This window comes from Pseudomonas sp. (genome assembly GCF_017744435.1).
Classification (GTDB): Bacteria; Pseudomonadota; Gammaproteobacteria; order Pseudomonadales; family Pseudomonadaceae; genus Aquipseudomonas.
Genome location: NZ_JAGIBG010000012.1, coordinates 77,633 through 102,184 on the forward strand (window position 1 = coordinate 77,633; position 24,552 = coordinate 102,184).

The following is a 24,552-nucleotide window of genomic DNA, read 5'->3' on the forward strand; positions in this document are numbered from 1 at the left end:
TGCGAAGGTTACGTCCCCTTCGTCTAGTGGCCTAGGACACCGCCCTTTCACGGCGGTAACAGGGGTTCGAGTCCCCTAGGGGACGCCATTTTTACCCGCGTTTTGCGGGACTTTAAAGGCTCATTCGCTTATTGAATGGGCCTTTTGTTTTTCTCCCTTCCTAAAAATCCCGGCGCCGACAAGTGGTGGCAAATTCTGCTTGCCAAAAAATATGATGAGAATAATATTTCGATCATCATATTTTGCGAGACGAGCCGCCGAATGAGCGACAAGAAGAGCAAGACCCGCGAACGCATTCTTGAAGCGGCCCGCAGCGCGCTGATCCAGCATGGCCCGGCCGAACCGAGCGTCAGCCAGGTCATGGGCGCGGCAGGCCTGACCGTTGGTGGTTTCTATGCACACTTCGAGAGCAAGGACGAGCTCATGCTCGAGGCCTTCCGCCAGTTGTTGAGCGAGCGCCGTGCCTTGCTTGCCCAGGTCGACCCGAACCTGGATGGGGAAGGGCGTCGGGCTTTGGTCAGCGCCTTCTACCTGTCGCGCAAGCACCGTGACGCCGAAGTGCATGCCTGCCCGCTGCCCAACTCGCTCGGCGAGATGCAGCGCCTGCCCGAAGCCTTCCGTGAGGTGCTGGCCGAGCATATCGAGCTGATGACGGCGGCCATGGTCGACCGCCCGGAAGACGCCGACAAAGCCTTGGCTGACCTGGCCTTGATGATTGGTGGCCTGGCCCTGGCGCGGGCCTTGGGCCCGGGTGAGTTGTCTGATCGCATTTTGCGTGCCGCCAAGTCGGCAGTTCTCTGATACCCCTGATCCTGGAGCAAGGCAATGACTACCCTGAGCTGGATTCGTGGCGTGAATGGCACCCTGGGTCGACTGGCCCCCGAACACATTGCCGGCAAGATGCGCCGTGCCTTCATGACCCCGCGCAACCTGCCGCCCCGGCAGTGGGAGCTGCCGCTGCTGGCCAGTGCCGAGCGCATCACCTTGCGCTTCGGCCTGTCGGCCTTGCGTTGGGGCAAGGGGCCGACGGTGTTGCTGATGCATGGCTGGGAGGGGCGCCCAACCCAGTTCGCGGCGCTGATCGAAACCCTGGTGCAGGCGGGGCATACGGTGGTATCGCTGGAGGGTCCGGCCCATGGCCGCTCGCCCGGCCAGCAGGCGCACGTGGTGCTGTTTGCCCGGGCGCTGCTGGAAGCGGCCGCCGAGCTACCGCCTTTGCGCGCCGTGATCGGTCATTCCATGGGGGGCGCCAGTGTGTTGCTGGCCCTGCAGATGGGGCTGCGTGCCGAGGCCGCAGTGAGCATTGCGGCGCCAGCGCAGTTGCTCGATGTACTGCGTGGTTTTGCCCGTCGTCTGGGCTTGCCGGCGCGGGCCAGGGCGGCGTTCATTCGTCAGGTCGAACAGGATGTCGGCATGCAGATCGCCCGTCTCGATGTCAGTGGCTATCAGCTTGAGCTGCCGGGGCTGGTGGTGCATGCCGCAGATGACGCGCTGGTGCCTGCGGGTGAGGCGCAGGTCATCCACAAGGCCTGGTTCGACAGCCGGCTGATGCTGCTGGAGGAGGGCGGGCACCAGCGCGTGCTGGCTGATCCGCGCCTGGGCGAGGCGGTGCTCGAGCTGCTGGCCCGTGAACCTGCGCGGCAGAGTGCTTGAACATCCGTTACACTCGGCCCGTTCACTGACATTGGGAGCGGGCATGAGCTGGGACCTGGCAACGCCATTCATCATCGACCTGCGCGTCGGCAGCGAGGACATCGACGGCCTCGGCCACGCCAACAACGCGGTCTACGTCACCTGGCTGGAGCGCTGCGCCTGGCGCCACTCCCAGCGCCTGGGCCTGGATCTGGCCGAATACCGGCGCCTGGACCGGGCCATGGCGGTGGTGCGCCACGAAATCGACTACCTCGCCGCAGGCTACGAAGACGATGAGCTGCAACTGGCCACCTGGATCATCGACTGGGACCAGCGCCTGCGCATGACCCGGCGCTTCCAGCTCAAGCGTCCACGCGATGGTGTGACCTTGCTGCGTGCGCAGACCACCTTCGCCTGCATCGAGCTGTCCAGCGGCAAGCCCAAGCGCATGCCGGCAGAGTTCCTCGACGGTTATGGGCCGGCGCTGATCGGCAGCTGAAGCGGCAGCATTTTTTGCTAGACTGCCGCCTTTTTCCGCCGAGACCCAGACATGCAAATTGCCCTGGCCCCCATGGAGGGGCTGGTCGACAACATCCTGCGCGACGTCCTGACCCGAGTGGGCGGCATCGATTGGTGCGTCACCGAGTTCATCCGCGTGTGCGACCGCCTGCTGCCGGCGTCCTCGTTCGACAAGCTCGCCCCTGAGCTGCGCCAGGGTGCACGCACGGCGGCTGGCGTGCCGATGCGCGTGCAGTTGCTGGGTTCGGACCCGGTATGCCTGGCGGAAAACGCCGCGCTGGCCTGCGAACTGGGCGCGCCGGTCATCGACCTGAACTTTGGCTGCCCGGCCAAGACCGTGAACAAGTCGCGTGGCGGCGCGGTGCTGCTCAAGGAGCCGGAGTTGCTGCATGCCATCGTCCGTGAAGTGCGGCGTGCGGTGCCGGCGCATATCCCGGTCACTTCCAAGATGCGCCTGGGTTTCGACAGCCCGGATGGGGCGCTGGAGTGCGCCACGGCCTTGGCCGAGGGCGGCTCGGCGCACCTGGTGGTGCATGCGCGGACCAAGGTTGAAGGCTACAAGCCACCCGCTCACTGGGAGTGGGTGGCGCGGGTGCAGGATGTGGTTCGGGTGCCGGTGTTTGCCAACGGTGAAATCTGGACCGTTGACGACTGGCGGCGTTGCCGCGAGGTCAGCGGTGCCGAAGACATCATGCTGGGGCGCGGGCTGGTGTCGCGCCCGGACCTGGCCCTGCAGATCGCGGCGGCGCGTGATGGGCGCGAATACCAGCCGATGAGCTGGGATCAGTTGCTGCCATTGCTGCGCGAGTTCTGGCGCCAGGCCCAGGCCAAGCTGTCGCCGCGCTATGCGCCGGGGCGGATGAAGCAGTGGTTGGCGATGCTGACCCGCAGTTATCCCGAGGCGGTGGTGTTGTTTGCCGAGTTGCGTAGAGAGGACGATTGCGCCCGCATCAGCCGGTTGCTTGGCGTTGAGGCGACCACCGTTGAGGCATGTGTTGCCTGATCTGGCCCCTTCGCGGGCACGCCCGCTCCCACAGGGATAGCACAAGACTTGAGGGCAGTGCTGTACCTGTGGGAGCGGGCGCGCCCGCGAAAAGCCCAACACTGATTTCAGATTTTTTCAGCTCGCCCCTTGAAAGCTTTCCCGCCGACCTTATCTCTTGAGTACGCGATGCCGAAGTCGGGTCGCGTAGTGACTTTACTTGCTGAATCTCAGGAGTTTATGACCATGACTACCGCTTTCTCTCTCGCTCCACTGTTCCGCCATTCCGTTGGCTTCGACCGTTTCAATGACCTGTTCGAATCCGCGGCACGCAATGAGGCGGGTAGCAGCTACCCTCCCTACAACGTGGAAAAACATGGCGATGACCACTATCGCATCGTGGTTGCCGCAGCCGGTTTCCAGGAGCAGGACCTCGACCTGCAAGTCGAAAAGGGTGTCCTGACCGTCATCGGTGGCAAGCGCGAAAACGGCGCCGCTGAAGTGACCTACCTGCACCAGGGGATTGCCCAGCGCGCCTTCAAGCTGTCGTTCCGCCTGGCTGACCATATCGAGGTCAAGTCGGCGGGCCTGGCCAACGGCCTGCTCAGCATCGATCTGCTGCGCATCGTGCCTGAAGAGGCCAAGGCCAAACGCATCCCGATCAATGGCGACAAGCCGGCTCTGAACTGAGTTCGGCGGGATGAAAGAAAGGGCACCTTCGGGTGCCCTTTCTTCGTTTCAGTAATCCGCCGGTGCTTCCAGCAACATCTGCCTGAACTCCGGCAGCGGCAGCGGCCGGCTGTGCAGGTAGCCCTGGTACAGGTGGCAGCCCAGGCGTTCGAGGAACGCCAGTTGCTCGGTCAGCTCCACCCCTTCGGCAATCACTGCCAGGTCCAGGCTACGGGCCATGGCCACGATGGCGCGGACAATCTCGGCATCGTTGGGGTCTTCCGGCGCGTCGCGGACGAACGTCTGGTCGATTTTCAGCGCATCCACCGGCAGGCGCTTGAGGTAGGTCAACGAGGAATAGCCGGTACCGAAGTCGTCCATGGCAAAGCTCACGCCGTAGCGCTTGAGTTCACGCATCTTGCTGATGGTGTCTTCCAGGTTCTGGATGACGATGCCCTCGGTGATCTCCAGTTTCAGCATCTGCCGCGGCAGGTGATAGTCGTCCAGGCTGCGCAGCACCCGCTCGACGAAATCGTTCTGGCGGAACTGCCGCGGGCTGATGTTCACGCACAGGCTGAAGTCATTGGCGTCGATCAGGCCGTCTTCCAGCAAGTGTGCACAAGCGTCGCAGGCTTCGTCGAGGATCCAGCTGCCAACTTCGAGAATCAGGCCGCTTTCTTCCAGTACCTGAATGAATTGCGCGGGAGGTTGCTGGCCCAGCTGTGGATGGTGCCAGCGCAGCAGCACTTCGGCACCGACGATGCGATTGTCGCGGGCATCGACCTGGGGCTGGAAATGCAAGGCCAGCTCGCCGCGGGCCAGGGCCAGGCGCAGGTCGCTCTCCATGCGCAGGCGCTCGCTGGCGGCCTTTTGCATGGTGGTGTGGAATAGCTGGGTGGTGTTGCGCCCAGAGTCCTTGGCCCGGTACAGGGCAATATCGGCGCGCTTGAGCAGGTCGGCCGGGGTCGCACCATGGTCGGGGATCAGCGCCACACCGATGCTCGGTGTCACCTGCAGGCGCTGGCCGTCCAGCGACATCGGCTCGGCCAGCAGTTCGCGCAAGGTGTCGGCAAGCTCGCGGACCTTGCTTTCCACGGCCTCGCGGCTGCCTTCCAGACCGCTGAGCAGCACCACGAACTCATCGCCACCCAGGCGCGCCACGGTGTCTTCCAGGCGTACGCTGGCCTCCAGGCGGGCGGTAATGATCTTCAGCACCGTGTCGCCTACCGGGTGGCCGAGCGAGTCGTTGATGTGCTTGAAGTGGTCGAGGTCGAGGAACAGCAGCGCGCCACGCAGGTTGTGGCGGCGCAGCAGGGCGATCTGCTGGCTCAGGCGGTCCATCAGCAAGGCGCGGTTGGGCAGGTTGGTCAGCGGGTCGTGGTAGGCGAGGTGGCGGATCTGCGCCTGGGCGTTCTTCAGCTGGCTGACATCGCGGGCGGTCAGCAGCAGGCAGTCGACCTCATTGAGGCTGATCGGCTCCACCGACACCTCCACAGTGAGGATGTCGCCGCGCTTGTTGCGCCCCAGCATCTCCCGGTGGTGCACCCGGCCGCGCTCCTTGAGCTCGGTGAGCAGGGCGCTGCGCTGCTTGTCGTCGGCCCAGATGCCGATTTCGTAGACGCTGCGGCCGATCACTTCGTCAGCGCTGTAGCCGGTCAGCCGGCAGAAGCCGTCGTTGACTTCCAGGTAGCGGCCACTGCGGCGTTCGGTGATGGTGATGGCGTCGGGGCTGGAGTGGAAGGCCTTGGCGAACTTCTCTTCGCTGGATTTGAGCGCCGCCTCGGCGCGTTGCTGCTGGGTGATGTCGCGCAGGGTGGTGACGCTGCACGGCTGGTCATCGACGCTGATCAGGCGGCTGGCGATGACACAGGTCAGCGGCGAGCCATTGCGGTGGTTGACCACCACCGCCACATTGCTCAGTGCCTGTTCGCGAATCACCCGTTCGATGCGCTGGGCGCGTTCGATCGATTCGGCCCACAGGCCGATCTCTTCGGCGGTGCGGCCGATCACCTGTTCGGCATTCCAGCCGAAAGTCTGGGTGAAGGCCGGGTTGATCTCGATGAACTGGCCCGTGTCCTGGCGGGTCACGCAGATCGGGTCGGGGCTGACCTGGAACAGGCTGGCGAATTTTTCTTCCGAGGCGCTCAGGCGCTGTTCGCGTTCAACTTGCTCGGTGATATCGAGCAAGGTGCCCGCCATCCGCAACGGGTTGCCCTGGTCATCGCGATACAGGCGTGCACGGCTTTCGATGTAGCGCGAGGTGCCGTTTTCCAGTTGCACGCGGTAGGTGATCTGGTAGTTGCCGGCCGGGCCCTCGCGCAGGCTGCGGTAGGCCTGGCGCATGCTGGCGCGCTCGTGTTCCGGTACGCCTTCGAAGAACGAGTCGAACGACTCATGGAACGGCACCGGGTCCAGCCCGTGCAGTTGTGCAGCGCGGGCCGAGCCGTAGAGCATGCCGCTGGGGATGTGCCAGTCCCAGGTGCCCAGTTGCGCCGAGTCCAGCGCCAGGTCGAGGCGCTCCTGGCTGTCCTTGAGGGCCTGTTCGGCGCGTTTGCGCTCGGTGGTGTCGACGAAGGTGCTGATCAGGTAGGTGACGCCCTCCATCTCGATGCTCTGGGTGCACAGGATGCCGTCGTGGAGCTTGCCGGTGCTGGCGCGAAACTGCACTTCCATGATCGTCGGGCCGTGGTTGCTGCGGGTGGCCTCGATAACCTGATGGCGTTGTTCGGGGTTGACCCACAGGCCCAGCTCGATGCTGGTCTTGCCGATCACCTGGCCGCCGGGCCAGCCGAACATGTCCTCGAAGTGCTGGTTGACCTCGATGATCATGCCGTCCTGGCGGCGGCTCAGCAAAATGGCGTTGGGGCTCAGGTGGAACAGCGTGGCGAAGCGCTTTTCCGAGTTGATCAGCGCGGTTTCCCGCTCGCGCTGGCGGGTGATTTCGCGGATCACCCCGATCATCTGCCGTCGGCCGTGGCGGTCGTGGGTCAGGCTGCCGTTGATTTCCAGCCAGTGCAGGCTGCCGTCCGGCCAGCGGATGCGATGGCGCATGGCCTGTTCCACCGGCTCGCCATTGACCACAGCGTGGAACAGCTGGCGGGTGCGGGCGCGGTCTTCTTCCGGTAGCAGGTCGAGGTAGTCGATGTCGTTGGGCAGCGGGCGTTGCGGGTCGAAGCCGAACAGTGCCTGGGTGCCCCGTGACCAGCTGATCCGACCGGTGTCGATATCCCACAGCCAGGCACCCAGGCGTGCGCCATTGAGTGCGGCCAGCAGCTGCGGGGCGTTCTGCCAGGCCTGCTCCGATTCCTGCGGGTCGGCCGCAGGGATACGCGGCAGGCGCGGAAAGCGATTTGCTGATTTGGGCATTGGTACCAGACCTTTGGCGTATGACGCGTCCATGAGTTGGAAATGCCGAGCTGACGACCGGTCAGGCGGACCCTGCGTGGCTGTCGAGCAGGGCCATGAAGGCCCTTGCAGCGTTCGATAGCGTGCGCTCCGTGTGCAGAATGTAGCCTAGCTGGCGCGACAGCTGTATGCCGGGCAAGGCGATCGGTGCAACCTGATCATCCAGCATAGTCCGGGGCAGCACACTCCACGCCAGGCCGATCGAGACCATCATCTTGATGGTCTCCAGGTAGTTGGTGCTCATGGCGATGTTCGGCGTCAGGCCCTGGCTTTCGAACAGGCGCTGGACGATGTGGTGGGTGAAGGTATTGCCGCCGGGGAATACCGCCGGGTGGCGGGCGACATCGGCGAGGCTGACCGCCTGGTTGCTGGCCAGTGGATGCTCGGGCGCCGCCACGAAATCCAGGGCGTCGTCCCATACCGGTACGGCCCTGACCAGGTGGTGAGGCTCGGGAGCGAGGGTAATGACGGCAATTTCAGCGCGGCCATGGAGGATTTCATCGTAGGCCTGTTCTGAATCCATGAACTGAATATCCAACGCCACCGCAGGGTGCTGGCGGGTGAATGCCCGCAACAGCGGCGGCAGGCGGTGCAGGCCGATATGGTGGCTGGTGGCCAGGGTCAGGCGACCGCTCACCTCGCCGTTGAGGTTGGTCAGCGCCCGTCGGGTATCATCGAGGACGTTGAGGATCTGGTATGCGCGGGGCAGCAGGGCGCGGCCGGCTTCGGTCAGGGTCACCTCGCGGCCCAGGCGATCGAACAGGCGTACGTCCAGTTGCTGTTCCAGGCCGGCGATGCGTTTGCTGATGGCTGGCTGGGTCAGGAACAGGCGTTCGCCAGCGCCAGAGAAGCTGCCGGTCTCGGCAATGGCAATGAACGCGCTCAGGTTGGCCAGGTCCACGATTTCGGATTCCTTTTGGTTATCCAAAGCATAAAAATTATGAATTTGAGTTATTCAATCTAACCCCATAGCATCGTCCGTACAAGCCAAGGGGTCTTTGGCATAGAAAGACGCTGATGAGGAACAGTCTGATGGCTGGCAAAACGCTCTACGACAAACTCTGGGAAGCCCATGAGGTCAAGCGCCGTGATGACGGCTCGTCCTTGATCTACATCGACCGCCATATCATTCACGAAGTGACGTCGCCCCAGGCCTTCGAAGGCCTGCGCCTGGCCAACCGCAAGCCGTGGCGCATCGATGCCAACATCGCCACCCCGGACCACAACGTGCCGACCACGCCAGAGCGCAAGGGCGGCATCGAAGCCATCGTCGACCAGGTGTCGCGTCTGCAGGTGCAGACCCTCGATGAGAACTGTGACGAATATGGCATCGTCGAATTCAAGATGAACGACGAACGCCAAGGCATCGTCCACGTCATCAGCCCGGAGCAGGGCGCCACCTTGCCAGGCATGACGGTGGTCTGCGGCGACTCGCACACCTCCACCCACGGCGCGTTCGGTGCCCTGGCCCACGGCATTGGCACATCCGAGGTCGAGCACGTGCTCGCCACCCAGTGCCTGGTCGCCAAGAAGATGAAGAACATGCTGGTGCGTGTCGAAGGCCAGTTGCCGGCCGGCGTCACCGCCAAGGACATCGTCCTTGCCGTGATCGGCAAGATCGGCACTGCCGGTGGTAACGGCCATGCCATGGAATTCGCCGGCAGCGCCATCCGCGAGTTGTCGATGGAAGGCCGCATGACCATCTGCAACATGTCCATCGAGGCCGGTGCCCGTGTGGGCCTGGTAGCGACTGATGCCACCACCGTTGCCTACGTCGAAGGCCGTCCGTACGCGCCGAAGGGCGAGGACTGGAAGCGTGCCGTCGAAGCATGGAAAGACCTGGTTTCCGACGACGATGCCGTGTTCGACACCGTGGTCGAGCTCGATGCTGCGCAGATCAAACCACAAGTCAGCTGGGGCACTTCGCCGGAAATGGTATTGGCCGTCGACCAGCGTGTCCCGGACCCGGCCGCCGAGCCAGACCTGATCAAGCGTGGTTCGATCGAGCGTGCCCTCAAGTACATGGGCCTCGCCGCCAACCAGGCAATCACCGACATCAAGCTCGACCGCGTATTCATCGGCTCGTGCACCAACTCGCGCATCGAAGACCTGCGCGCCGCCGCCGAAATCGCCAAGGGCCGCAAGGTCGCCGCGACGGTCAAGCAGGCGCTGGTGGTACCGGGCTCGGGCCTGGTCAAGGCCCAGGCCGAGCGTGAAGGCCTGGACAAGATCTTCCTCGAAGCCGGCTTCGAATGGCGTGAGCCCGGCTGCTCGATGTGCCTGGCGATGAACCCGGACCGCCTGGAAAGCGGCGAGCACTGCGCGTCCACCTCCAACCGCAACTTCGAAGGCCGCCAAGGGGCCGGTGGTCGTACCCACCTGGTCAGCCCGGCCATGGCCGCCGCCGCCGCGGTGACCGGCCACTTCATCGATGTCCGCGAGTTGATCCAAGGGAGCGCAGCATGAAAGCCTTTACCCAGCACACCGGTCTCGTTGCGCCGTTGGATCGTGCCAACGTCGACACCGACCAGATCATCCCCAAGCAGTTCCTCAAGTCGATCAAGCGCACCGGCTTCGGCCCCAACCTGTTCGACGAATGGCGTTACCTGGATGTCGGCCAGCCGTACCAGGACAACAGCAAGCGCCCGCTGAACCAGGAATTCGTGCTCAACCACGCACGTTACCAGGGGGCCAGCGTGCTGCTGGCGCGGGAGAACTTCGGTTGCGGTTCGAGCCGTGAGCACGCGCCATGGGCACTGGATGAGTACGGCTTCCGCAGCGTGATTGCACCGAGCTTCGCCGACATCTTCTTCAACAACAGCTTCAAGAACGGCTTGCTGCCGATCATCCTCAGCGACGAGGAAGTCGACGAGCTGTTCAAGCAGGTCGAAGCCAACCCGGGCTACCAGTTGACCATCGACCTGCAGGCGCAGGCGGTGACCCGCCCGGATGGCAAGGTGCTGCACTTCGAGATCGATGCGTTCCGCAAGCACTGCCTGCTCAATGGCCTGGACGACATCGGCCTGACCTTGCAGGACAGCGACGCGATCAAGGCATTCGAAGGCAAGCACCGCGTCGGCCAGCCTTGGCTGTTCCGGGATGCCTGATTATTTGTAGGTGGCAGTACCGGCCTCTTCGCGGGCAAGCCCGCTCCCACAGCGATAGGTGATCCCTGTAGGAGCGGGTTTACCCGCGAAGGGGCCAGAACAGGCAACAAAAAACTTAAAGGATTTAGCCATGACCAGCACCACCCACACCGATGTGGTCCAACGCCAGTTCGGCGAACAGGCCAGCGCCTACCTCAGCAGCGCCGTGCACGCCCAGGGCAGCGAATTCGCCCTGCTGCAGGCTGCACTGGCGGGGCAGGGCGATGCCCGCGTGCTGGACCTGGGTTGCGGTGCCGGTCATGTCAGTTTTCACGTCGCGCCCCTGGTCGCCGAAGTGGTCGCCTACGACCTCTCGCAATCGATGCTCGACGTGGTCGCCAGCGCTGCCAGCGAACGCGGCCTGGGCAATATCTCCACCGAGTGCGGTGCCGCCGAACGCCTGCCGTTCGCCGACGCTTCGTTCGATTTCGTTTTCAGCCGCTATTCGGCGCACCACTGGAGCGACCTCGGCCTGGCCCTGCGCGAAGTACGCCGGGTGCTCAAGCCGGGTGGCGTGGCAGCGTTCATCGACGTGATGTCGCCGGGCAGCCCGTTGCTCGACACCTACCTGCAAACCGTGGAAGTGCTGCGTGACACCAGTCACGTGCGCGACTACTCCGCCGCCGAATGGCAGCGTCAGGTCAGCGAAGCCGGCCTGCATGTGCGCAGCCACACGCGTCAGCCGTTGCGCCTGGAGTTCGCCAGCTGGGTCGAGCGCATGCGCACCCCTGAGCCGATGCGCGTTGCCATCCTTCAATTGCAGCAAGCCATGGGCGAAGAAGTACGGCAGTATTACCAGATCGAGGCCGATGGCTCGTTCAGCACTGATGTGCTGGTGTTGTGGGCCGAGCGATAAGAACTTTTCGGTGGGGCCCGCTTGGCCACACCGCGTGAATGGATAGAGGAAAGCATGAGCAAGCAGATTCTGATTCTCCCAGGTGATGGCATTGGTCCGGAAATCATGGCCGAGGCGGTCAAGGTGCTGGAGCTGGCCAACGACAAGTTCCAGCTCGGTTTCAGCCTTGAGCACGACGTGATCGGCGGCGCCGCCATCGACAAGCACGGCGTACCACTGGCCGATGAAACCCTGGAGCGTGCCCGCAAGGCCGACGCCGTGCTGCTGGGCGCCGTGGGCGGCCCGAAATGGGACAAGATCGAGCGTGACATCCGCCCGGAACGCGGCTTGCTGAAAATCCGTTCGCAACTGGGCCTGTTCGCCAACCTGCGTCCGGCCATTCTCTACCCGCAGCTGGCCGACGCTTCCTCGCTGAAGCCGGAAATCGTCTCGGGCCTGGATATCCTCATCGTCCGTGAGCTGACTGGTGGCATCTACTTCGGTGCTCCGCGTGGCCAGCGCGAGCTGGAAGGCGGCGAGCGCCAGGCCTACGACACCCTGCCGTACAGCGAAAGCGAAGTGCGCCGTATCGCCCGTGTCGGCTTCGACATGGCCCGCGTGCGCGGCAAGAAGCTGTGCTCGGTGGACAAGGCCAACGTCCTGGCCTCCAGCCAGCTGTGGCGTGAAGTGGTCGAAGACGTGGCCAAGGACTACCCGGACGTCGAACTGAGCCACATGTACGTCGACAACGCTGCCATGCAGCTGGTCCGCGCACCGAAACAGTTCGACGTGGTAGTGACCGACAACATGTTCGGTGACATCCTGTCGGATGAGGCTTCCATGCTGACCGGTTCCATCGGCATGCTGCCTTCGGCATCCCTGGACGCCAACAACAAGGGCATGTACGAGCCTTGCCACGGTTCGGCTCCGGACATCGCCGGGCAGGGCATCGCCAACCCACTGGCGACCATCCTGTCGGTGTCGATGATGCTGCGTTACAGCTTCAACCAGCAGGCGGCAGCCGAGGCGATCGAGAAGGCCGTCAGTGTCGTCCTGGACCAGGGCCTGCGTACCGGTGACATCTGGTCGGCCGGCTGCGACAAAGTAGGCACGCAGGAAATGGGCGACGCAGTAGTCGCAGCGCTGCGGAATCTGTAATCTCTCTGGCCCGCCACCAAAAACTCGAGGTGGCGGCCCACTTTTAGCAAAGGTGTAGTTGCGATGAAACGTGTAGGTCTGATCGGTTGGCGCGGTATGGTCGGTTCCGTGCTCATGCAGCGGATGCTGGAGGAGCAGGATTTCGACCTTATCGAGCCGGTGTTCTTCACCACGTCCAACGTGGGTGGCCAGGGCCCGAACGTGGGCAAGGATATTGCTCCGCTCAAGGACGCTTATTCGATTGAAGAACTCAAGACCCTCGACGTGATCCTGACCTGCCAGGGCGGCGACTACACCAACGAGGTGTTCCCCAAGCTGCGTGAAGCCGGCTGGCAGGGTTACTGGATCGATGCCGCTTCGTCGCTGCGCATGCAGGATGATGCGGTCATCGTGCTCGACCCGGTCAACCGCAAGGTCATCGACCAGCAGCTCGACGCCGGTACCAAGAACTACATCGGCGGCAACTGCACCGTCAGCCTGATGCTGATGGGCCTGGGCGGCCTGTTCGAAGCCGGCCTGGTCGAGTGGATGAGCGCCATGACCTACCAGGCGGCCTCGGGTGCTGGCGCCCAGAACATGCGCGAGCTGATCAAGCAGATGGGCGCTACCCATGCGGCCGTTGCCGATGACCTGGCCAACCCGGCCAGCGCCATCCTCGACATCGACCGCAAGGTGGCCGAGACCATGCGTGGCGAAGCGTTCCCGACCGAGAACTTCGGCGTGCCGCTGGCCGGCAGCCTGATCCCGTGGATCGACAAGGAGCTGCCCAACGGGCAGAGCCGCGAAGAGTGGAAGGCCCAGGCCGAGACCAACAAGATCCTCGGCCGCTTCAAGAGCCCGATCCCGGTCGATGGCATCTGCGTGCGCATCGGCGCCATGCGCTGCCACAGCCAGGCGCTGACCATCAAGCTGAACAAGGACGTGCCACTGGCCGACATCGAAGGCATGATCAGCCAGCACAACCCGTGGGTGAAACTGGTGCCGAACCAGCGCGAGATCAGCATGCAAGAGCTGACCCCGACCAAGGTCACCGGCACCCTGAACATCCCGGTTGGCCGCCTGCGCAAGCTGAACATGGGCTCCCAGTACCTGGGTGCGTTCACCGTGGGTGACCAGCTGCTGTGGGGCGCCGCCGAACCGCTGCGCCGCATGCTGCGGATCCTGCTGGAGCGTTGATCGCCTTTGCTGCACCGAAAACCCGCGCTGGTGACAGCGCGGGTTTTTTTATGCCTGTGCCGGCCTATTCGCGGGACAAGTCGGATCGCCGCACCGCCGCTCCTACAGGATTGTGCGGTACCTGTGGGAGCGGGCGTGCCCGCGAAGAGGCCAGCAAAGACAAACGCCTACAATCCAAGTAAAGTGCCGCCCCCCGCCGTTTCAGCAAAAGGATCTCTACCATGACCACCCCCCTGGACATCGCCGTCGTCGGCGCCACCGGCAGCGTCGGTGAAACCCTCGTGCAGATCCTCGAAGAACTGGCCTTCCCGGTCGGCACCCTGCACCTGCTGGCCAGCATGGAATCGGCGGGCAGCAGCGTGATGTTCGCCGGCAAGAAGCTCAAGGTACGTGAAGTCGACAGCTTCGACTTCGCCCAGGTCAAGCTGGCCTTCTTCGCCGCCAGCCCGGCCGTCAGCCGTAGCTTCGCCAGCAAGGCCGAACAGGCCGGCTGCACGGTCATCGACCTTTCCGGTGGCCTGGAAGATGCCCTGGCCGTGGTCCCGGAGGCCAATGGCGACTGCCTTGCCACATTGAAGCTGCCAGCACGCATCACCAGCCCCAGTTGCGCAGCCGTTGCCGTGGCGGTTGCCCTGGCACCGCTCAAGGGGCAGCTGGATATCGAGCGGGTGCAGGTCATGGCTGCCCTGGCGGTGTCCGCGCAAGGCCGCGAAGCGGTCAGCGAACTGGCCCGGCAAACCGCCGAGCTGCTCAATGCCCGCCCACTGGAGCCACGTTTCTTCGATCGGCAGATGGCCTTCAACGTGCTGGCCCAGGTCGGTGTCGTCGATGAGCAGGGGCATACTGCCGTGGAGCGCCGCCTGGTTGGCGAGCTGCGCGTGCTGCTGGGCCTGCCGGAGCTGAAGATTTCCGTGAGCTGCATTCAAGTCCCGGTGTTTTTCGGCGATAGCTTCAGTGTGGCGGTGCAGAGTGGTCGCCCGGTCGATCTGGCGCAGGTCAACCTGGCATTGGAACTGGCCGAAAGTGTCGAGCTGGTGGAAAACGATGATTATCCGACCCCGGTCGGTGACGCAGTCGGCCAAGACGTGGTCTATGTTGGTCGTGTACGCCATGGAATTGACGAAAACCAGCAGCTCAACCTCTGGTTGACCACCGACAATGTGCGCAAGGGCGCTGCTTTGAACGCCGTGCAAGTGGCGCAATTGTTGATTAAACACATGGCGTAAAAGATACTGGCGAGCACTTTTGTCCCGCGCCGCACGCAGGTTTTCGGGACGATTCATACAAGGGAAGAGGTCATGCTTCGAATTCGCAAACTGGTTCTGGCCATGGCGGCAGCGTCGGCGCTGACGTCGGGCATGGCGAATGCCCTGGGGTTGGGTGAACTGACATTGAAGTCGGCACAGAACCAGCCTCTGGACGCCGAGATCGAACTGCTCGACGTGCGCGACCTCACCGCAGCCGAAGTGGCGCCGAGCCTGGCGCCACCGGAAGAGTTCAGCAAGGCCGGGGTGGCGTTTCCGAGCTACCTCGAAGAGCTGACCTTCACCCCGGTGATCAACCCCAACGGCAAGAGCGTGCTGCGGGTTACCTCCAGCCAGCCACTGCCCGGTACAGTGGTCAAGTTCCTGGTGCAGGTCATGTGGCCCCAAGGTCGCCTGCTGCGTGACTACAGCGTGCTGCTCGACCAGGCCAAGGCCCAGGGCCAGCAGCCTGCTGCGGCCAATGTCAACCCGGCTACCAGCAGCGCAGGCAGCTACACCACCAAGCGCCGCGACACCCTATGGCAGATCGCCGCCCGCAATACCCAGGGCGGTGGCTCGGTGCAGCAGACCATGATCGCCATCCAGGCGCTCAACCCGGATGCCTTCATCGGCAACAACATCAACCAGCTGAAAGTTGGCCAGGTCCTGCGCCTGCCCGACCAGCAGCAGGCCCAGAGCATTCCCCAGGGCGAAGCCAATCGCGAAGTGGCCGAGCAGTACGCGGCCTGGCGTGAAGGGCGGCGCCTGGGGCCGCGTGCGCGGCAGCTGGATGCCACCCGCCGCGCTGCCGCCGATGCCGCGCCCGAGCGTATCGCCCAGGGCGACAACCTGCGCCTGGTCAGCCCCGGCAAGCAGGCTGGAGGCAACAGCGCCAAGGCCATCAGCGACAAGCTGGCGGTGGCCCAGGAGAGCCTGGATACCAGCCGTCGTGACAACGACGAACTGAAGAGCCGGGTGAGCGACCTGCAGAGCCAGATGGACAAGCTGCAGAAGCTGATCCAGCTGAAGAATGACCAGTTGGCGCGCCTGGAAGCCCAGGGCGCGGCACCTGAAGCACCGCCTGCGGGCGCCTTGCCGGGTGAGCCGAACCCTGCGCAGCCCCCTGCGGCAGAAGCGGCCCCGGCCGAGCCTGTGGTCGCACCGGCGCCGGCAGCTGTCGATACGGCACCGGCTGCAGCTCCCGCCGACGCGGCTGCGCCTGCGCCTGCGCAGCCAGGCGCTATCGACGAGATGCTGGCCAACCCTGTGTTGCTGGGCGTGATCGCCGGTTCCGCATTCCTCGTGCTGTTGCTGCTGCTGTTGCTGCTGGCGCGCAAGCGCAAGGCCCAGCAAGAAGCGGAAAAACACCTGCGCATGGCTCGCGCGCTGGCCGAGGAGGGCGAGCGTAGCCCGGATCTCGACCTGCCGCCGAGCAGCTTCGATGAGCTGGAAGTGTCCGCGCCGAGCGTGACCCTGTCGCCTGCCGTGGTGGCGGCTTCTGCTGCCGCTGCCGTGGCTGCGGAAAAACCGGCTGCCCCCGCACCTGTGGCCCCGGCTGCCGAGCCCGAGCCGGTACAGGACCCGAATGCCGAACTGCTGGCTGAGGTTGATCTGAGCCTGTCGCGTGGTCGCCTGAATCACGCGGCCGACCTGCTGGAAACAGCCGTGGCGGCGCAGCCGGAGAATGACACCCTGCGCCTCAAGCTGATGGACGTCTACGCTCGCCAGGGCGACCACAGCGCCTTCGTCGAGCAGGAGCGCAAGCTGCCTGGCAGCGAAGCGAACGCCGCGCAGGTCAACAGCCTCAAGGAACGCTACCCGGCCATGCTGGGCCTCGCTGCCGCCGCCGCCGTTGGCGTGGGTGCTGCGGCACTGGCCGCCGAAATGGATGAGCAGTATGTGCAGGAGTTGCTCCAGGACGAACCGCAGGCACCAGCTGAAGCAGAACCTGAGCCGCAGATGGTCGTCGAGCCAGAGCCGGCACCTGAGCCTGAGCTTGAAGCCGCCGCCGAGGCTTTCACCGAGACCTCGGTGCTCGATGATGGCGGCCTGGACAGCGCCTTCGACCTGAACCTGGGTGATGATCTGCCGGTTGATGATCAGCTCGAGCCGCCGATGCTGGATGAGGCGCCACTGGTCGAAACGCAGGTGGACGCCGAGCCGCCAGCCGTTGAGCCGCAAACCGATGCCGATGCCGATTTCGAAGCGTTGCTGGCCCAGGCCCAGGCCGAGCCGCAGAGCGTCGACGACCTGGCTGATTTCGACCTGGCCGATTTCGATCTGGGTGGTGGCGAAACGGCTGCTCCGGCTACCCCGGTTGCGGCGGAAGAAGAGCCGGTGGACGTTGCCGCCGAACTGGCAGCCTTCGACGCCATCCCGGAATTCGACCCGATTTCCGAGCTGGAACTGCCGGAAGACTTCGACCTGTCGCTGTCGCTGGATGACGACTCGCCGGCAGCCAAGAGCTTTGCTTCGGAGCTGAGCGACGTCAACGCCGAGCTCGACAAACTGTCGCAAAGCCTGGAGTCGCCTTCGCTGGAGTCGCACTTCACCGCCGAAGACGCCGCCGCCGAGCCCGAGCCGCTGGATGACCTCGACTTCGACTTCTTCTCCGGTGCCGACGAAGTAGCAACCAAGCTCGACCTGGCGCGCGCCTACATCGACATGGGTGACCACCAGGGCGCTCGCGACATCCTCGACGAAGTGGTCAAGGATGGTGATGACGGCCAGCGCCAGGAAGCCGAAGAGATGCTCTCGCGTCTGGTCTGATTTCGCTTCAGGCAGCAACAACCAAGACGGCAGCCCAACAGGGCTGCCGTTGTCGTTATAATCCCCGCCATTCCGTATCACCCACAGGTTTCACGCTCTTGGACATCATCGACACTGCCGCCACCGAATCGGCCGCCGAAGGCTTCACCCGCATTGCTCTGGGTGTGGAATACAAGGGCTCGCGCTACCGCGGCTGGCAGCGCCAGGCCAGCGGTGTGCCCAGCGTCCAGCAGGCCCTCGAGCAGGCGCTGTCGAAGGTGGCCGACGAGCCGATCAGCGTCATCTGCGCCGGGCGCACCGATGCTGGCGTGCACGGCTGCGGGCAGATCGTGCATTTCGACACCCGCGCCGTGCGTGACGAGCGTGCCTGGACCCTGGGCACCAATTTCAACCTGCCCCACGACATCAGTGTGGTCTGGTCGCGGCCGATGCCGGCGGACTTCCATGCGCGCTTCAAGGCCTGTGCCCGGCGCTACCGCTACGTGATCTACAACGACCCGATCCGCCCTGCGCACCTGGCCGAGGAGGTGACCTGGAACCACCGCCCGCTGGACGTCGAGCGCATGGCCCAGGCTGCCCAGTACCTGCTCGGCACCCATGACTTCAGCGCCTTCCGTGCCAGCCAGTGCCAGGCCAAGTCACCGATCAAGCACATCCATCACCTGCGCGTGACCCGCCATGGCCAGATGATCGTGCTGGACGTGCGAGCCACCGCCTTCCTGCACCACATGGTGCGCAACATCGCCGGTGTGCTGATGACCATCGGTGCCGGCGAGCGCCCGGCTGAGTGGGCGCGCGAGGTGCTGGAAGGGCGTAACCGCCGTGAAGGCGGGGTGACTGCGCATCCTTATGGCCTGTACCTGGTGCAGGTGGAGTACCCGGAAGAATTCCAGCTGCCACAGCGTTACATCGGCCCACACTTTTTGACCGGTTACGAAGCGCTGGCCGACTGACGTGTCACAAGTCATTTGCTACCATCGGGCCTTTCACCACTCACTCAGGGTTTGCTGTCCATGAGCAACGTTCGCAGCAAGATCTGCGGGATCACCCGCGTCGAAGACGCGCTGGCCGCCGCCGAGGCGGGGGCCGATGCCATCGGTTTCGTCTTCTATGCCAAGAGCCCGCGTGCCGTGGACGTGCGCCAGGCGCGGGCGATCATTGCCGAGCTGCCGCCGTTCGTGACCACGGTCGGGTTGTTCGTCAATGCCTCGCGTTGCGAACTGAACGAGATTCTCGAGGTGGTGCCGCTGGACCTGCTACAGTTCCACGGCGACGAAACCCCAGCCGATTGCGAGGGTTATCATCGGCCCTGGATCAAGGCCCTGCGCGTGCGCCCGGGCGATGACCTGGAAGCCGCCTGCCAGCACTATGCCGGCGCCCGCGGCATTCTCCTCGACACCTACGTGGCCGGCGTGCCTGGCGGTACCGGCGAGGCCTTCGACTGGTCGCTGGTGCCAGCGCGGCTGAGCAAGCCGATCATCCTTGCGGGCGGGCTGTCGGCCGACAACGTCGGCCAAGCGATCGCCCAGGTGCGCCCGTATGCGGTGGATGTCAGCGGCGGGGTCGAGCAGGCCAAGGGCATCAAGGATGCGGCGAAGATCGAAGCCTTCATGCGCGCGGTAAAACAGGCGTGACGGCAGATGTGACGGCTGGCGGCGCGCCATCGTCCATAGGTTTCGCAGCCCTGCGGGGCGGCCAGCGGCATGCCGCATGGCCAAAACACAGATTGAAGACGGCGCGGTACGCAGGCGGCCCCTGCGGCCGGGCCGTCATCGTTTCATAGAAGAATTTGAGCTCAAGGGCAGGGCATGGCCGGCCAGTCCGGTCCCCGTCCGCCAATACTGGAGAAAGAAAGCATGAGCAACTGGTTAGTCGACAAACTGATCCCTTCGATCATGCGTTCCGAGGTGAAGAAGAGCTCGGTGCCGGAAGGCCTGTGGCACAAGTGCCCGGCCTGCGAGGCCGTGCTGTATCGTCCGGAGCTGGAAAAGACCCTGGATGTCTGCCCCAAGTGTAACCACCACATGCGCATCGGCGCACGTGCCCGCATCGACATCTTCCTCGACCCGGAAGGCCGCGCCGAGCTGGGTGCCGAGCTGGAGCCGGTCGACCGCCTGAAGTTCCGTGACGGCAAGAAGTACAAGGACCGCCTGGCCGGTGCGCAGAAGCAGACCGGCGAAAAAGACGCCCTGATCTCCATGAGCGGCACCCTGATGGGCATGCCGATCGTGGTCAGCGCCTTCGAGTTCTCGTTCATGGGTGGTTCCATGGGTGCCATCGTCGGTGAGCGTTTCGTGCGTGCCGCCAACTACGCCCTGGAAAACCGCTGCCCGATGGTCTGCTTCTCCGCCTCCGGCGGTGCGCGCATGCAGGAAGCGCTGATCTCGCTGATGCAGATGGCCAAGACTTCGGCCGTGCTGGCGCGTCTGCGCGAAGAAGGCATCCCGTTCATCTCGGTGCTGACCGACCCGGTCTACGGCGGCGTTTCCGCCAGCCTGGCAATGCTCGGCGACGTCATCGTCGGTGAGCCGAAGGCCCTGATCGGCTTCGCCGGCCCACGTGTGATCGAGCAGACCGTGCGCGAAAAACTGCCAGAAGGCTTCCAGCGCAGCGAGTTCCTGCTGGAGCACGGCGCCATCGACCTGATCATCTCCCGTGGCGACCTGCGTCCGCGTCTGGCTCGCCTGCTGGCGCAGATGACCGGCCAGGAGACGCCGGAGCAGGCCCGCGAGGTCGCTGCGGTCGCGTGATGAAACAACGATCCCTGGGCGAGTGGCTCGCCTACCTCGAGCAGTTGCACCCTTCGGCCATCGACATGGGCCTGGAGCGGTCGCAGAAGGTGCTTGCCCGGCTGGCGCTGGGCAAGCTGGCGCCACGGGTGGTCACGGTGACCGGCACCAACGGCAAGGGCTCGACCTGCGCCTTCGTGGCGTCGCTGTTGCGGGCCCAGGGGCTGAAGGTGGGCGTGTACAGCTCGCCCCACCTGTTGCGTTACAACGAGCGGGTGCTGATCGATGGCCAGGAAGCCAGCGATGAGCGTCTGTGCGAGGCCTTCGCCGCCGTCGAGGCGGCGCGGGGCGATATTTCCCTGACCTACTTCGAGATGGGCACGCTGGCGGCGTTCTGGTTGTTCTACCAGTCGCAGCTGGATGCCGTGGTGCTCGAAGTGGGCCTCGGTGGCCGCCTGGACACCGTGAACGTGGTGGATGCCGACCTGGCGCTGGTGACCAGCATCGGCGTCGACCATGTCGACTACCTGGGCGATACCCGCGAACTGGTGGCCTTCGAGAAGGCCGGCATCTTCCGCCAGGGCAAGCCGGCGCTGTGCGGCGATCTCGATCCGCCGCAGCCGTTGCTGGACAAGGCCGCCGATCTGTCGGCGCCGCTGTTCCTGCGCGGGCGTGATTTCGATCTGGCAAGCCGCGAAGGTGTCTGGGGTTGGCGCGGCGTCACAGCAGACGGCAAGCCGGTAGCGTTACACGATCTGCCACTGCTCGACCTGCCAATGGAGAACGCCACCCTGGCCCTGCAGGCCTACCTGCTGATGGGCTTGCCGTGGGATGCCGGGCAGATCCGTCAGGCCTTGCTCGACACCCGCATCACCGGTCGCCTCGATCGTCGCCAGCTGACCTGGCAGGGCAGGGCTGTGGAATTGCTGCTGGATGTCGGGCACAACCCGCACGCTGCGGAGTACCTGGCCCGGCGTCTGGCTGCGCGTCCGCTGAAGGGGCGGCGCCTGGCAGTGTTCGGCCTGCTCGCCGACAAGGACCTGCAGGGCGTCATCGCGCCGCTGCACGGCCTGGTCGACGACTGGGCGGTTGCGCCGCTGCACACCCCGCGTAGCCGTCCGGCTGCCGAACTGGCCGCTGCCTTGACGAACCATGGCGCAGCGGTGAAGTCTTACGCCAGCGTCGACGCCGCCCTTGAAGGGCAATGCGCGCAGGCGGCGGCGGATGATCAGATTCTGCTGTTCGGTTCGTTTTTCTGTGTCGCCGAGGCCCTGGAATGGCTGGAGCGGCAGGCCCTGGAGGGGTGACTAGATGGCAGTGCTGGACAAAGGGATGAAACAGCGCATGGTGGGTGCGTTGGTGCTGGTGGCGCTGGCGGTGATTTTCCTGCCGATGCTGTTTACCCGCCAGGACGAGATGCGCCAGGTGCGTGTCGACGCCCCGCAGGCGCCGGCCATGCCGACCCTGCCGGAGGTCAAGGTGGAGCAGGTAGCGGTGCCTGAGCCGCAGCCGCTGCCAGAGGAGCCCGAGCAGCCGCCAGTGGTGGTCAACGAGTCGACGGCGCCGGTGAGGACGCCAAGCCAGCCGATCACACCGTCGCCGCAGACCCAGCCGCAGCCCCAGGTGCAAGCCCAGCCCAAGCCGCAGACGCCAGTGCCAACGCCGGCGCCCGCTGCCAAGCCAGCCGCGCCAGTGGCAACTGCGCCAGTGGCAACTGCGCCAGCGCCTGCGCCGTCGAAGATCGACGTCAATGGCCTGCCGGTGAGTTGGTCGATCCAACTGGCCAGCCTGTCCAGCCGGGCCGGCGCCGAGAACCTGCAGAAGACCTTGCGCAGCCAGGGCTATAACGCCTACATCCGCTCGGCCGGAGGCATGAACCGGGTGTACGTCGGGCCGTTGATCGAGCGGGCCGAGGCTGACAAGCTGCGTGAAACGATCAACCGCCAGCAGAAGCTCAATGGCTTCGTGGTGCGCTTCCAGCCCGAAAAAGGCTAAGCACGGGTCAGTGTGGTTCCTGTAGGAGCAACTGTCCTGGTCACCTGCTTAAAGCTGGCGCAATCCCTGTGGGAGCGACGCAGGCGTGAAAACCTGACTCGGGGATCCACCTGACATTCTGCTTACTCCCCGCCTTTTGCTCTGATAAAATGCGCCGCCTCAAACGTCTGCAGGCAGCACCGTGGCCTTTACTCTGGTTGATTGGGCGATCATCGCGATCATCGCCGTCTCCGCACTGATCAGTCTCAAGCGCGGCTTCGTCAAGGAAGCCTTGTCCCTGCTCATCTGGATCGTTGCAGGGGCGGTCGCCTGGATGTTCGGTGGGTCGCTTTCGGTGTACCTTGAAAGCTATATCCAGACGCCGTCGATGCGCACCATCGCCGGCTGCGCCATTCTTTTCGTCGCCACCCTGCTGGTGGGGGCCATGCTCAACTTCCTTATCGGCGAGCTGATCCGCGTGACCGGGCTGTCCGGCACCGATCGTTTCCTCGGCATGGCCTTCGGTGCCGCGCGTGGGGGCTTGCTGGTGGTGGTGGCTGTCGGCCTGCTCAGCCTGGGGCCGGTGCAACAAGACACCTGGTGGCAGGAATCACGCCTGATACCACAGTTTCTATTGGTCGCTGACTGGTCGAAAAACCTGATCCTGGGTTTCACCGGTCAGTGGACTCCCAGTGGGCTGATCAGCGCTCCTGCTGATCTTCCATTCAAGGAGCAGTTGCTCGGGCCGGCAAAGCCCTGAGTGCTGTTCGTTCAAGTTTCATCAAAGTAGGGGTTGCGTCGCATGTGTGGCATCGTCGGTATCGTCGGTAAGTCGAACGTCAATCAGGCGCTGTATGACGCGCTTACGGTCCTCCAGCACCGCGGCCAGGACGCTGCCGGTATCGTGACCAGCCACGACGGCCGGTTGTTCCTGCGCAAGGATAATGGCCTGGTGCGTGACGTCTTCCAGCAGCGCCACATGCAGCGCCTGGTCGGCAGCATCGGCATCGGTCACGTGCGCTACCCGACCGCGGGCAGCTCGACTTCGGCCGAAGCCCAGCCGTTCTACGTCAACTCGCCGTACGGCATCACCCTGGCGCACAACGGTAACCTGACCAACGTCGAGCAGTTGGCCAAGGAGATCTACGAGTCCGACCTGCGCCACGTCAACACCAACTCCGACTCGGAAGTGCTGCTGAACGTGTTCGCCCATGAGCTGGCCGTGCGTGGCAAGCTGCAGCCGACCGAAGAAGACGTGTTCGCCGCCGTTTCCCACGTGCACAGCCGTTGCGTTGGCGGTTACGCAGTGGTCGCGATGATCACCGGCTACGGCATCGTCGGCTTCCGTGACCCGAACGGCATCCGCCCGGTGGTGTTCGGCCAGCGTCACACCGACGAAGGCGTGGAATACATGATCGCCTCGGAAAGCGTCGCGCTCGACGTGCTCGGCTTTACCCTGATCCGCGACCTGGCGCCGGGTGAAGCGGTGTACATCACCGAAGAAGGCCAGCTGTTCACCAAGCAGTGCGCCGATGCACCGAAGCTGCAGCCGTGCATCTTCGAACACGTCTACCTGGCCCGTCCGGACTCGATCATCGACGGTATCTCGGTGTACAAGGCCCGTCTGCGCATGGGTGAAAAACTCGCCGACAAGATCATGCGCGAGCGCCCGGAACACGACATCGACGTGGTCATCCCGATCCCGGACACCAGCCGCACTGCCGCGCTGGAGCTGGCCAACCGTCTGGGCGTGAAATTCCGCGAAGGCTTCGTCAAGAACCGCTACATCGGCCGTACCTTTATCATGCCTGGCCAGGCCGCCCGCAAGAAGTCGGTGCGCCAGAAGCTCAACGCCATCGAGCTGGAATTCCGCGGCAAGAACGTGATGCTGGTGGACGACTCGATCGTGCGCGGCACCACCTGCAAGCAGATCATCCAGATGGCCCGCGAAGCCGGCGCCAAGAACGTCTACTTCTGCTCCGCAGCCCCTGCGGTGCGCTACCCCAACGTCTACGGCATCGACATGCCGAGTGTTCACGAGCTGATCGCCCACAACCGTACCACCGAACAGGTGGCCGAGTTGATCGGCGCCGACTGGCTGGTCTATCAGGACCTGCCGGACCTGATCGACTCGGTCGGTGGCGGCAAGATCAAGATCGATCACTTCGATTGCGCGGTGTTCAACGGTGAATACGTCACCGGCGACATCGACGAAGCCTACCTCGACCGTATCGAGCAGGCCCGTAACGACCTGGCCAAGGTCAAGAACCAGGCGGTCAGCGCGATCATCGACCTCTACAACAACTGATTTGGG

Annotated in this window: 21 protein-coding genes and 1 tRNA gene; 20 read left to right on the forward strand and 2 right to left on the reverse strand. The window is 64.3% G+C overall.

The window, feature by feature from the left end; genetic code table 11:
- Positions 1–12: 12 nt before the first annotated feature.
- The 6 genes from J7573_RS10580 (at position 13) to J7573_RS10605 (ending at position 3,823) form a co-directional block, all read left to right on the forward strand.
- Positions 13–88, forward strand: a tRNA-Glu gene (locus J7573_RS10580).
- Positions 89–261: 173 nt separating this feature from the next.
- Positions 262–801 carry a TetR/AcrR family transcriptional regulator gene (locus tag J7573_RS10585; protein WP_110638347.1) on the forward strand — a complete coding sequence of 180 codons (540 nt, stop codon included), beginning with the start codon at positions 262–264 and terminating at the stop codon, positions 799–801.
- Positions 802–825: 24 nt separating this feature from the next.
- Positions 826–1,653, forward strand: coding sequence for an alpha/beta fold hydrolase (locus tag J7573_RS10590; protein WP_294334431.1), 828 nt, complete (start codon positions 826–828; stop codon positions 1,651–1,653).
- Between the two features lie 43 nt (positions 1,654–1,696).
- Positions 1,697–2,131 (forward strand): thioesterase family protein, encoded by a 435-nt coding sequence (locus tag J7573_RS10595; RefSeq protein WP_085675562.1) that lies wholly within the window; start codon positions 1,697–1,699, stop codon positions 2,129–2,131.
- A 51-nt stretch (positions 2,132–2,182) separates the two neighbouring features.
- Positions 2,183–3,154, forward strand: a complete 972-nt coding sequence (locus J7573_RS10600; protein WP_294334435.1) for a tRNA-dihydrouridine synthase — start codon at positions 2,183–2,185, stop codon at positions 3,152–3,154.
- Positions 3,155–3,379: 225 nt separating this feature from the next.
- Positions 3,380–3,823, forward strand: coding sequence for an Hsp20 family protein (locus tag J7573_RS10605; protein WP_012313453.1), 444 nt, complete (start codon positions 3,380–3,382; stop codon positions 3,821–3,823).
- Positions 3,824–3,871: 48 nt separating this feature from the next.
- Here J7573_RS10605 and J7573_RS10610 read toward each other — a convergent pair whose 3' ends face one another.
- Together J7573_RS10610 and J7573_RS10615 are read right to left on the reverse strand one after the other, a co-directional pair.
- Positions 3,872–7,168, reverse strand: a complete 3,297-nt coding sequence (locus J7573_RS10610; protein ID WP_294334440.1) for a bifunctional diguanylate cyclase/phosphodiesterase — start codon at positions 7,166–7,168, stop codon at positions 3,872–3,874.
- Positions 7,169–7,229: 61 nt separating this feature from the next.
- Positions 7,230–8,108, reverse strand: coding sequence for a LysR family transcriptional regulator (locus tag J7573_RS10615; protein WP_294334442.1), 879 nt, complete (start codon positions 8,106–8,108; stop codon positions 7,230–7,232).
- Positions 8,109–8,239: 131 nt separating this feature from the next.
- Between J7573_RS10615 and leuC the strand changes: the two genes are divergently transcribed.
- The 14 genes from leuC to purF all read left to right on the forward strand — a co-directional run bounded on the left by leuC (position 8,240) and on the right by purF (position 24,546).
- The gene (gene leuC / locus J7573_RS10620) at positions 8,240–9,673 is read left to right on the forward strand and encodes a 3-isopropylmalate dehydratase large subunit (RefSeq protein ID WP_103449728.1); all 1,434 of its coding nucleotides are present in this window, start codon (positions 8,240–8,242) and stop codon (positions 9,671–9,673) included.
- Positions 9,670–10,314 carry a 3-isopropylmalate dehydratase small subunit gene (gene leuD / locus J7573_RS10625; protein WP_294334445.1) on the forward strand — a complete coding sequence of 215 codons (645 nt, stop codon included), beginning with the start codon at positions 9,670–9,672 and terminating at the stop codon, positions 10,312–10,314. Before leuC ends, leuD begins: the two co-directional genes overlap by 4 nt.
- A 130-nt stretch (positions 10,315–10,444) precedes the next feature.
- Positions 10,445–11,209, forward strand: a complete 765-nt coding sequence (locus J7573_RS10630) for a class I SAM-dependent methyltransferase (RefSeq protein ID WP_294334447.1) — start codon at positions 10,445–10,447, stop codon at positions 11,207–11,209.
- A 54-nt stretch (positions 11,210–11,263) separates the two neighbouring features.
- On the forward strand, positions 11,264–12,346 hold the full coding sequence (gene leuB / locus J7573_RS10635; RefSeq protein WP_294334448.1) for a 3-isopropylmalate dehydrogenase: 1,083 nt from the start codon (positions 11,264–11,266) through the stop codon (positions 12,344–12,346).
- Between the two features lie 63 nt (positions 12,347–12,409).
- A complete protein-coding gene (gene asd / locus J7573_RS10640) occupies positions 12,410–13,522 on the forward strand; it encodes an aspartate-semialdehyde dehydrogenase (protein ID WP_079227077.1) in 1,113 nt (370 codons plus the stop codon).
- A gap of 221 nt (positions 13,523–13,743) precedes the next feature.
- On the forward strand, positions 13,744–14,748 hold the full coding sequence (locus J7573_RS10645) for an aspartate-semialdehyde dehydrogenase (protein WP_294334451.1): 1,005 nt from the start codon (positions 13,744–13,746) through the stop codon (positions 14,746–14,748).
- 72 nt (positions 14,749–14,820) lie between these two features.
- On the forward strand, positions 14,821–17,535 hold the full coding sequence (locus J7573_RS10650; RefSeq protein WP_294334453.1) for a FimV/HubP family polar landmark protein: 2,715 nt from the start codon (positions 14,821–14,823) through the stop codon (positions 17,533–17,535).
- A gap of 98 nt (positions 17,536–17,633) precedes the next feature.
- The gene (gene truA / locus J7573_RS10655; RefSeq protein WP_294334455.1) at positions 17,634–18,488 is read left to right on the forward strand and encodes a tRNA pseudouridine(38-40) synthase TruA; all 855 of its coding nucleotides are present in this window, start codon (positions 17,634–17,636) and stop codon (positions 18,486–18,488) included.
- 60 nt (positions 18,489–18,548) lie between these two features.
- Positions 18,549–19,169 carry a phosphoribosylanthranilate isomerase gene (locus tag J7573_RS10660; RefSeq protein ID WP_294334457.1) on the forward strand — a complete coding sequence of 207 codons (621 nt, stop codon included), beginning with the start codon at positions 18,549–18,551 and terminating at the stop codon, positions 19,167–19,169.
- A gap of 222 nt (positions 19,170–19,391) precedes the next feature.
- Positions 19,392–20,285, forward strand: a complete 894-nt coding sequence (gene accD, locus J7573_RS10665; protein ID WP_103449736.1) for an acetyl-CoA carboxylase, carboxyltransferase subunit beta — start codon at positions 19,392–19,394, stop codon at positions 20,283–20,285.
- Positions 20,285–21,571 (forward strand): bifunctional tetrahydrofolate synthase/dihydrofolate synthase, encoded by a 1,287-nt coding sequence (gene folC / locus J7573_RS10670; RefSeq protein ID WP_294334461.1) that lies wholly within the window; start codon positions 20,285–20,287, stop codon positions 21,569–21,571. The genes accD and folC overlap by 1 nt, the downstream gene beginning before the upstream one ends.
- 4 nt (positions 21,572–21,575) lie before the next feature.
- The gene (locus J7573_RS10675) at positions 21,576–22,259 is read left to right on the forward strand and encodes an SPOR domain-containing protein (RefSeq protein ID WP_294334463.1); all 684 of its coding nucleotides are present in this window, start codon (positions 21,576–21,578) and stop codon (positions 22,257–22,259) included.
- Between the two features lie 181 nt (positions 22,260–22,440).
- The gene (locus J7573_RS10680; protein ID WP_103449739.1) at positions 22,441–22,998 is read left to right on the forward strand and encodes a CvpA family protein; all 558 of its coding nucleotides are present in this window, start codon (positions 22,441–22,443) and stop codon (positions 22,996–22,998) included.
- A 42-nt stretch (positions 22,999–23,040) separates the two neighbouring features.
- Entirely contained in the window at positions 23,041–24,546 is a 1,506-nt protein-coding gene (purF, locus tag J7573_RS10685; protein WP_110638363.1) for an amidophosphoribosyltransferase, read from the forward strand.
- Positions 24,547–24,552: the final 6 nt, after the last annotated feature.

Excerpts from the sequence above, each read along its gene's own strand:
- J7573_RS10585 (WP_110638347.1), top strand. The coding sequence starts at position 262 with ATGAGCGACAAGAAGAGCAAGACCCGCGAACGCATTCTTGAAGCGGCC.
- J7573_RS10590 (WP_294334431.1), top strand. The coding sequence starts at position 826 with ATGACTACCCTGAGCTGGATTCGTGGCGTGAATGGCACCCTGGGTCGA.
- J7573_RS10645 (WP_294334451.1), top strand. The coding sequence starts at position 13,744 with ATGACCACCCCCCTGGACATCGCCGTCGTCGGCGCCACCGGCAGCGTC.
- J7573_RS10675 (WP_294334463.1), top strand. The coding sequence starts at position 21,576 with ATGGCAGTGCTGGACAAAGGGATGAAACAGCGCATGGTGGGTGCGTTG.
- leuD (WP_294334445.1), top strand. The coding sequence starts at position 9,670 with ATGAAAGCCTTTACCCAGCACACCGGTCTCGTTGCGCCGTTGGATCGT.
- J7573_RS10605 (WP_012313453.1), top strand. The coding sequence starts at position 3,380 with ATGACTACCGCTTTCTCTCTCGCTCCACTGTTCCGCCATTCCGTTGGC.
- J7573_RS10610 (WP_294334440.1), bottom strand. The coding sequence starts at position 7,168 with ATGCCCAAATCAGCAAATCGCTTTCCGCGCCTGCCGCGTATCCCTGCG.
- purF (WP_110638363.1), top strand. The coding sequence starts at position 23,041 with ATGTGTGGCATCGTCGGTATCGTCGGTAAGTCGAACGTCAATCAGGCG.
- leuC (WP_103449728.1), top strand. The coding sequence starts at position 8,240 with ATGGCTGGCAAAACGCTCTACGACAAACTCTGGGAAGCCCATGAGGTC.
- asd (WP_079227077.1), top strand. The coding sequence starts at position 12,410 with ATGAAACGTGTAGGTCTGATCGGTTGGCGCGGTATGGTCGGTTCCGTG.
- J7573_RS10630 (WP_294334447.1), top strand. The coding sequence starts at position 10,445 with ATGACCAGCACCACCCACACCGATGTGGTCCAACGCCAGTTCGGCGAA.
- folC (WP_294334461.1), top strand. The coding sequence starts at position 20,285 with ATGAAACAACGATCCCTGGGCGAGTGGCTCGCCTACCTCGAGCAGTTG.
- J7573_RS10660 (WP_294334457.1), top strand. The coding sequence starts at position 18,549 with ATGAGCAACGTTCGCAGCAAGATCTGCGGGATCACCCGCGTCGAAGAC.
- J7573_RS10595 (WP_085675562.1), top strand. The coding sequence starts at position 1,697 with ATGAGCTGGGACCTGGCAACGCCATTCATCATCGACCTGCGCGTCGGC.
- leuB (WP_294334448.1), top strand. The coding sequence starts at position 11,264 with ATGAGCAAGCAGATTCTGATTCTCCCAGGTGATGGCATTGGTCCGGAA.
- J7573_RS10600 (WP_294334435.1), top strand. The coding sequence starts at position 2,183 with ATGCAAATTGCCCTGGCCCCCATGGAGGGGCTGGTCGACAACATCCTG.
- J7573_RS10650 (WP_294334453.1), top strand. The coding sequence starts at position 14,821 with ATGCTTCGAATTCGCAAACTGGTTCTGGCCATGGCGGCAGCGTCGGCG.
- accD (WP_103449736.1), top strand. The coding sequence starts at position 19,392 with ATGAGCAACTGGTTAGTCGACAAACTGATCCCTTCGATCATGCGTTCC.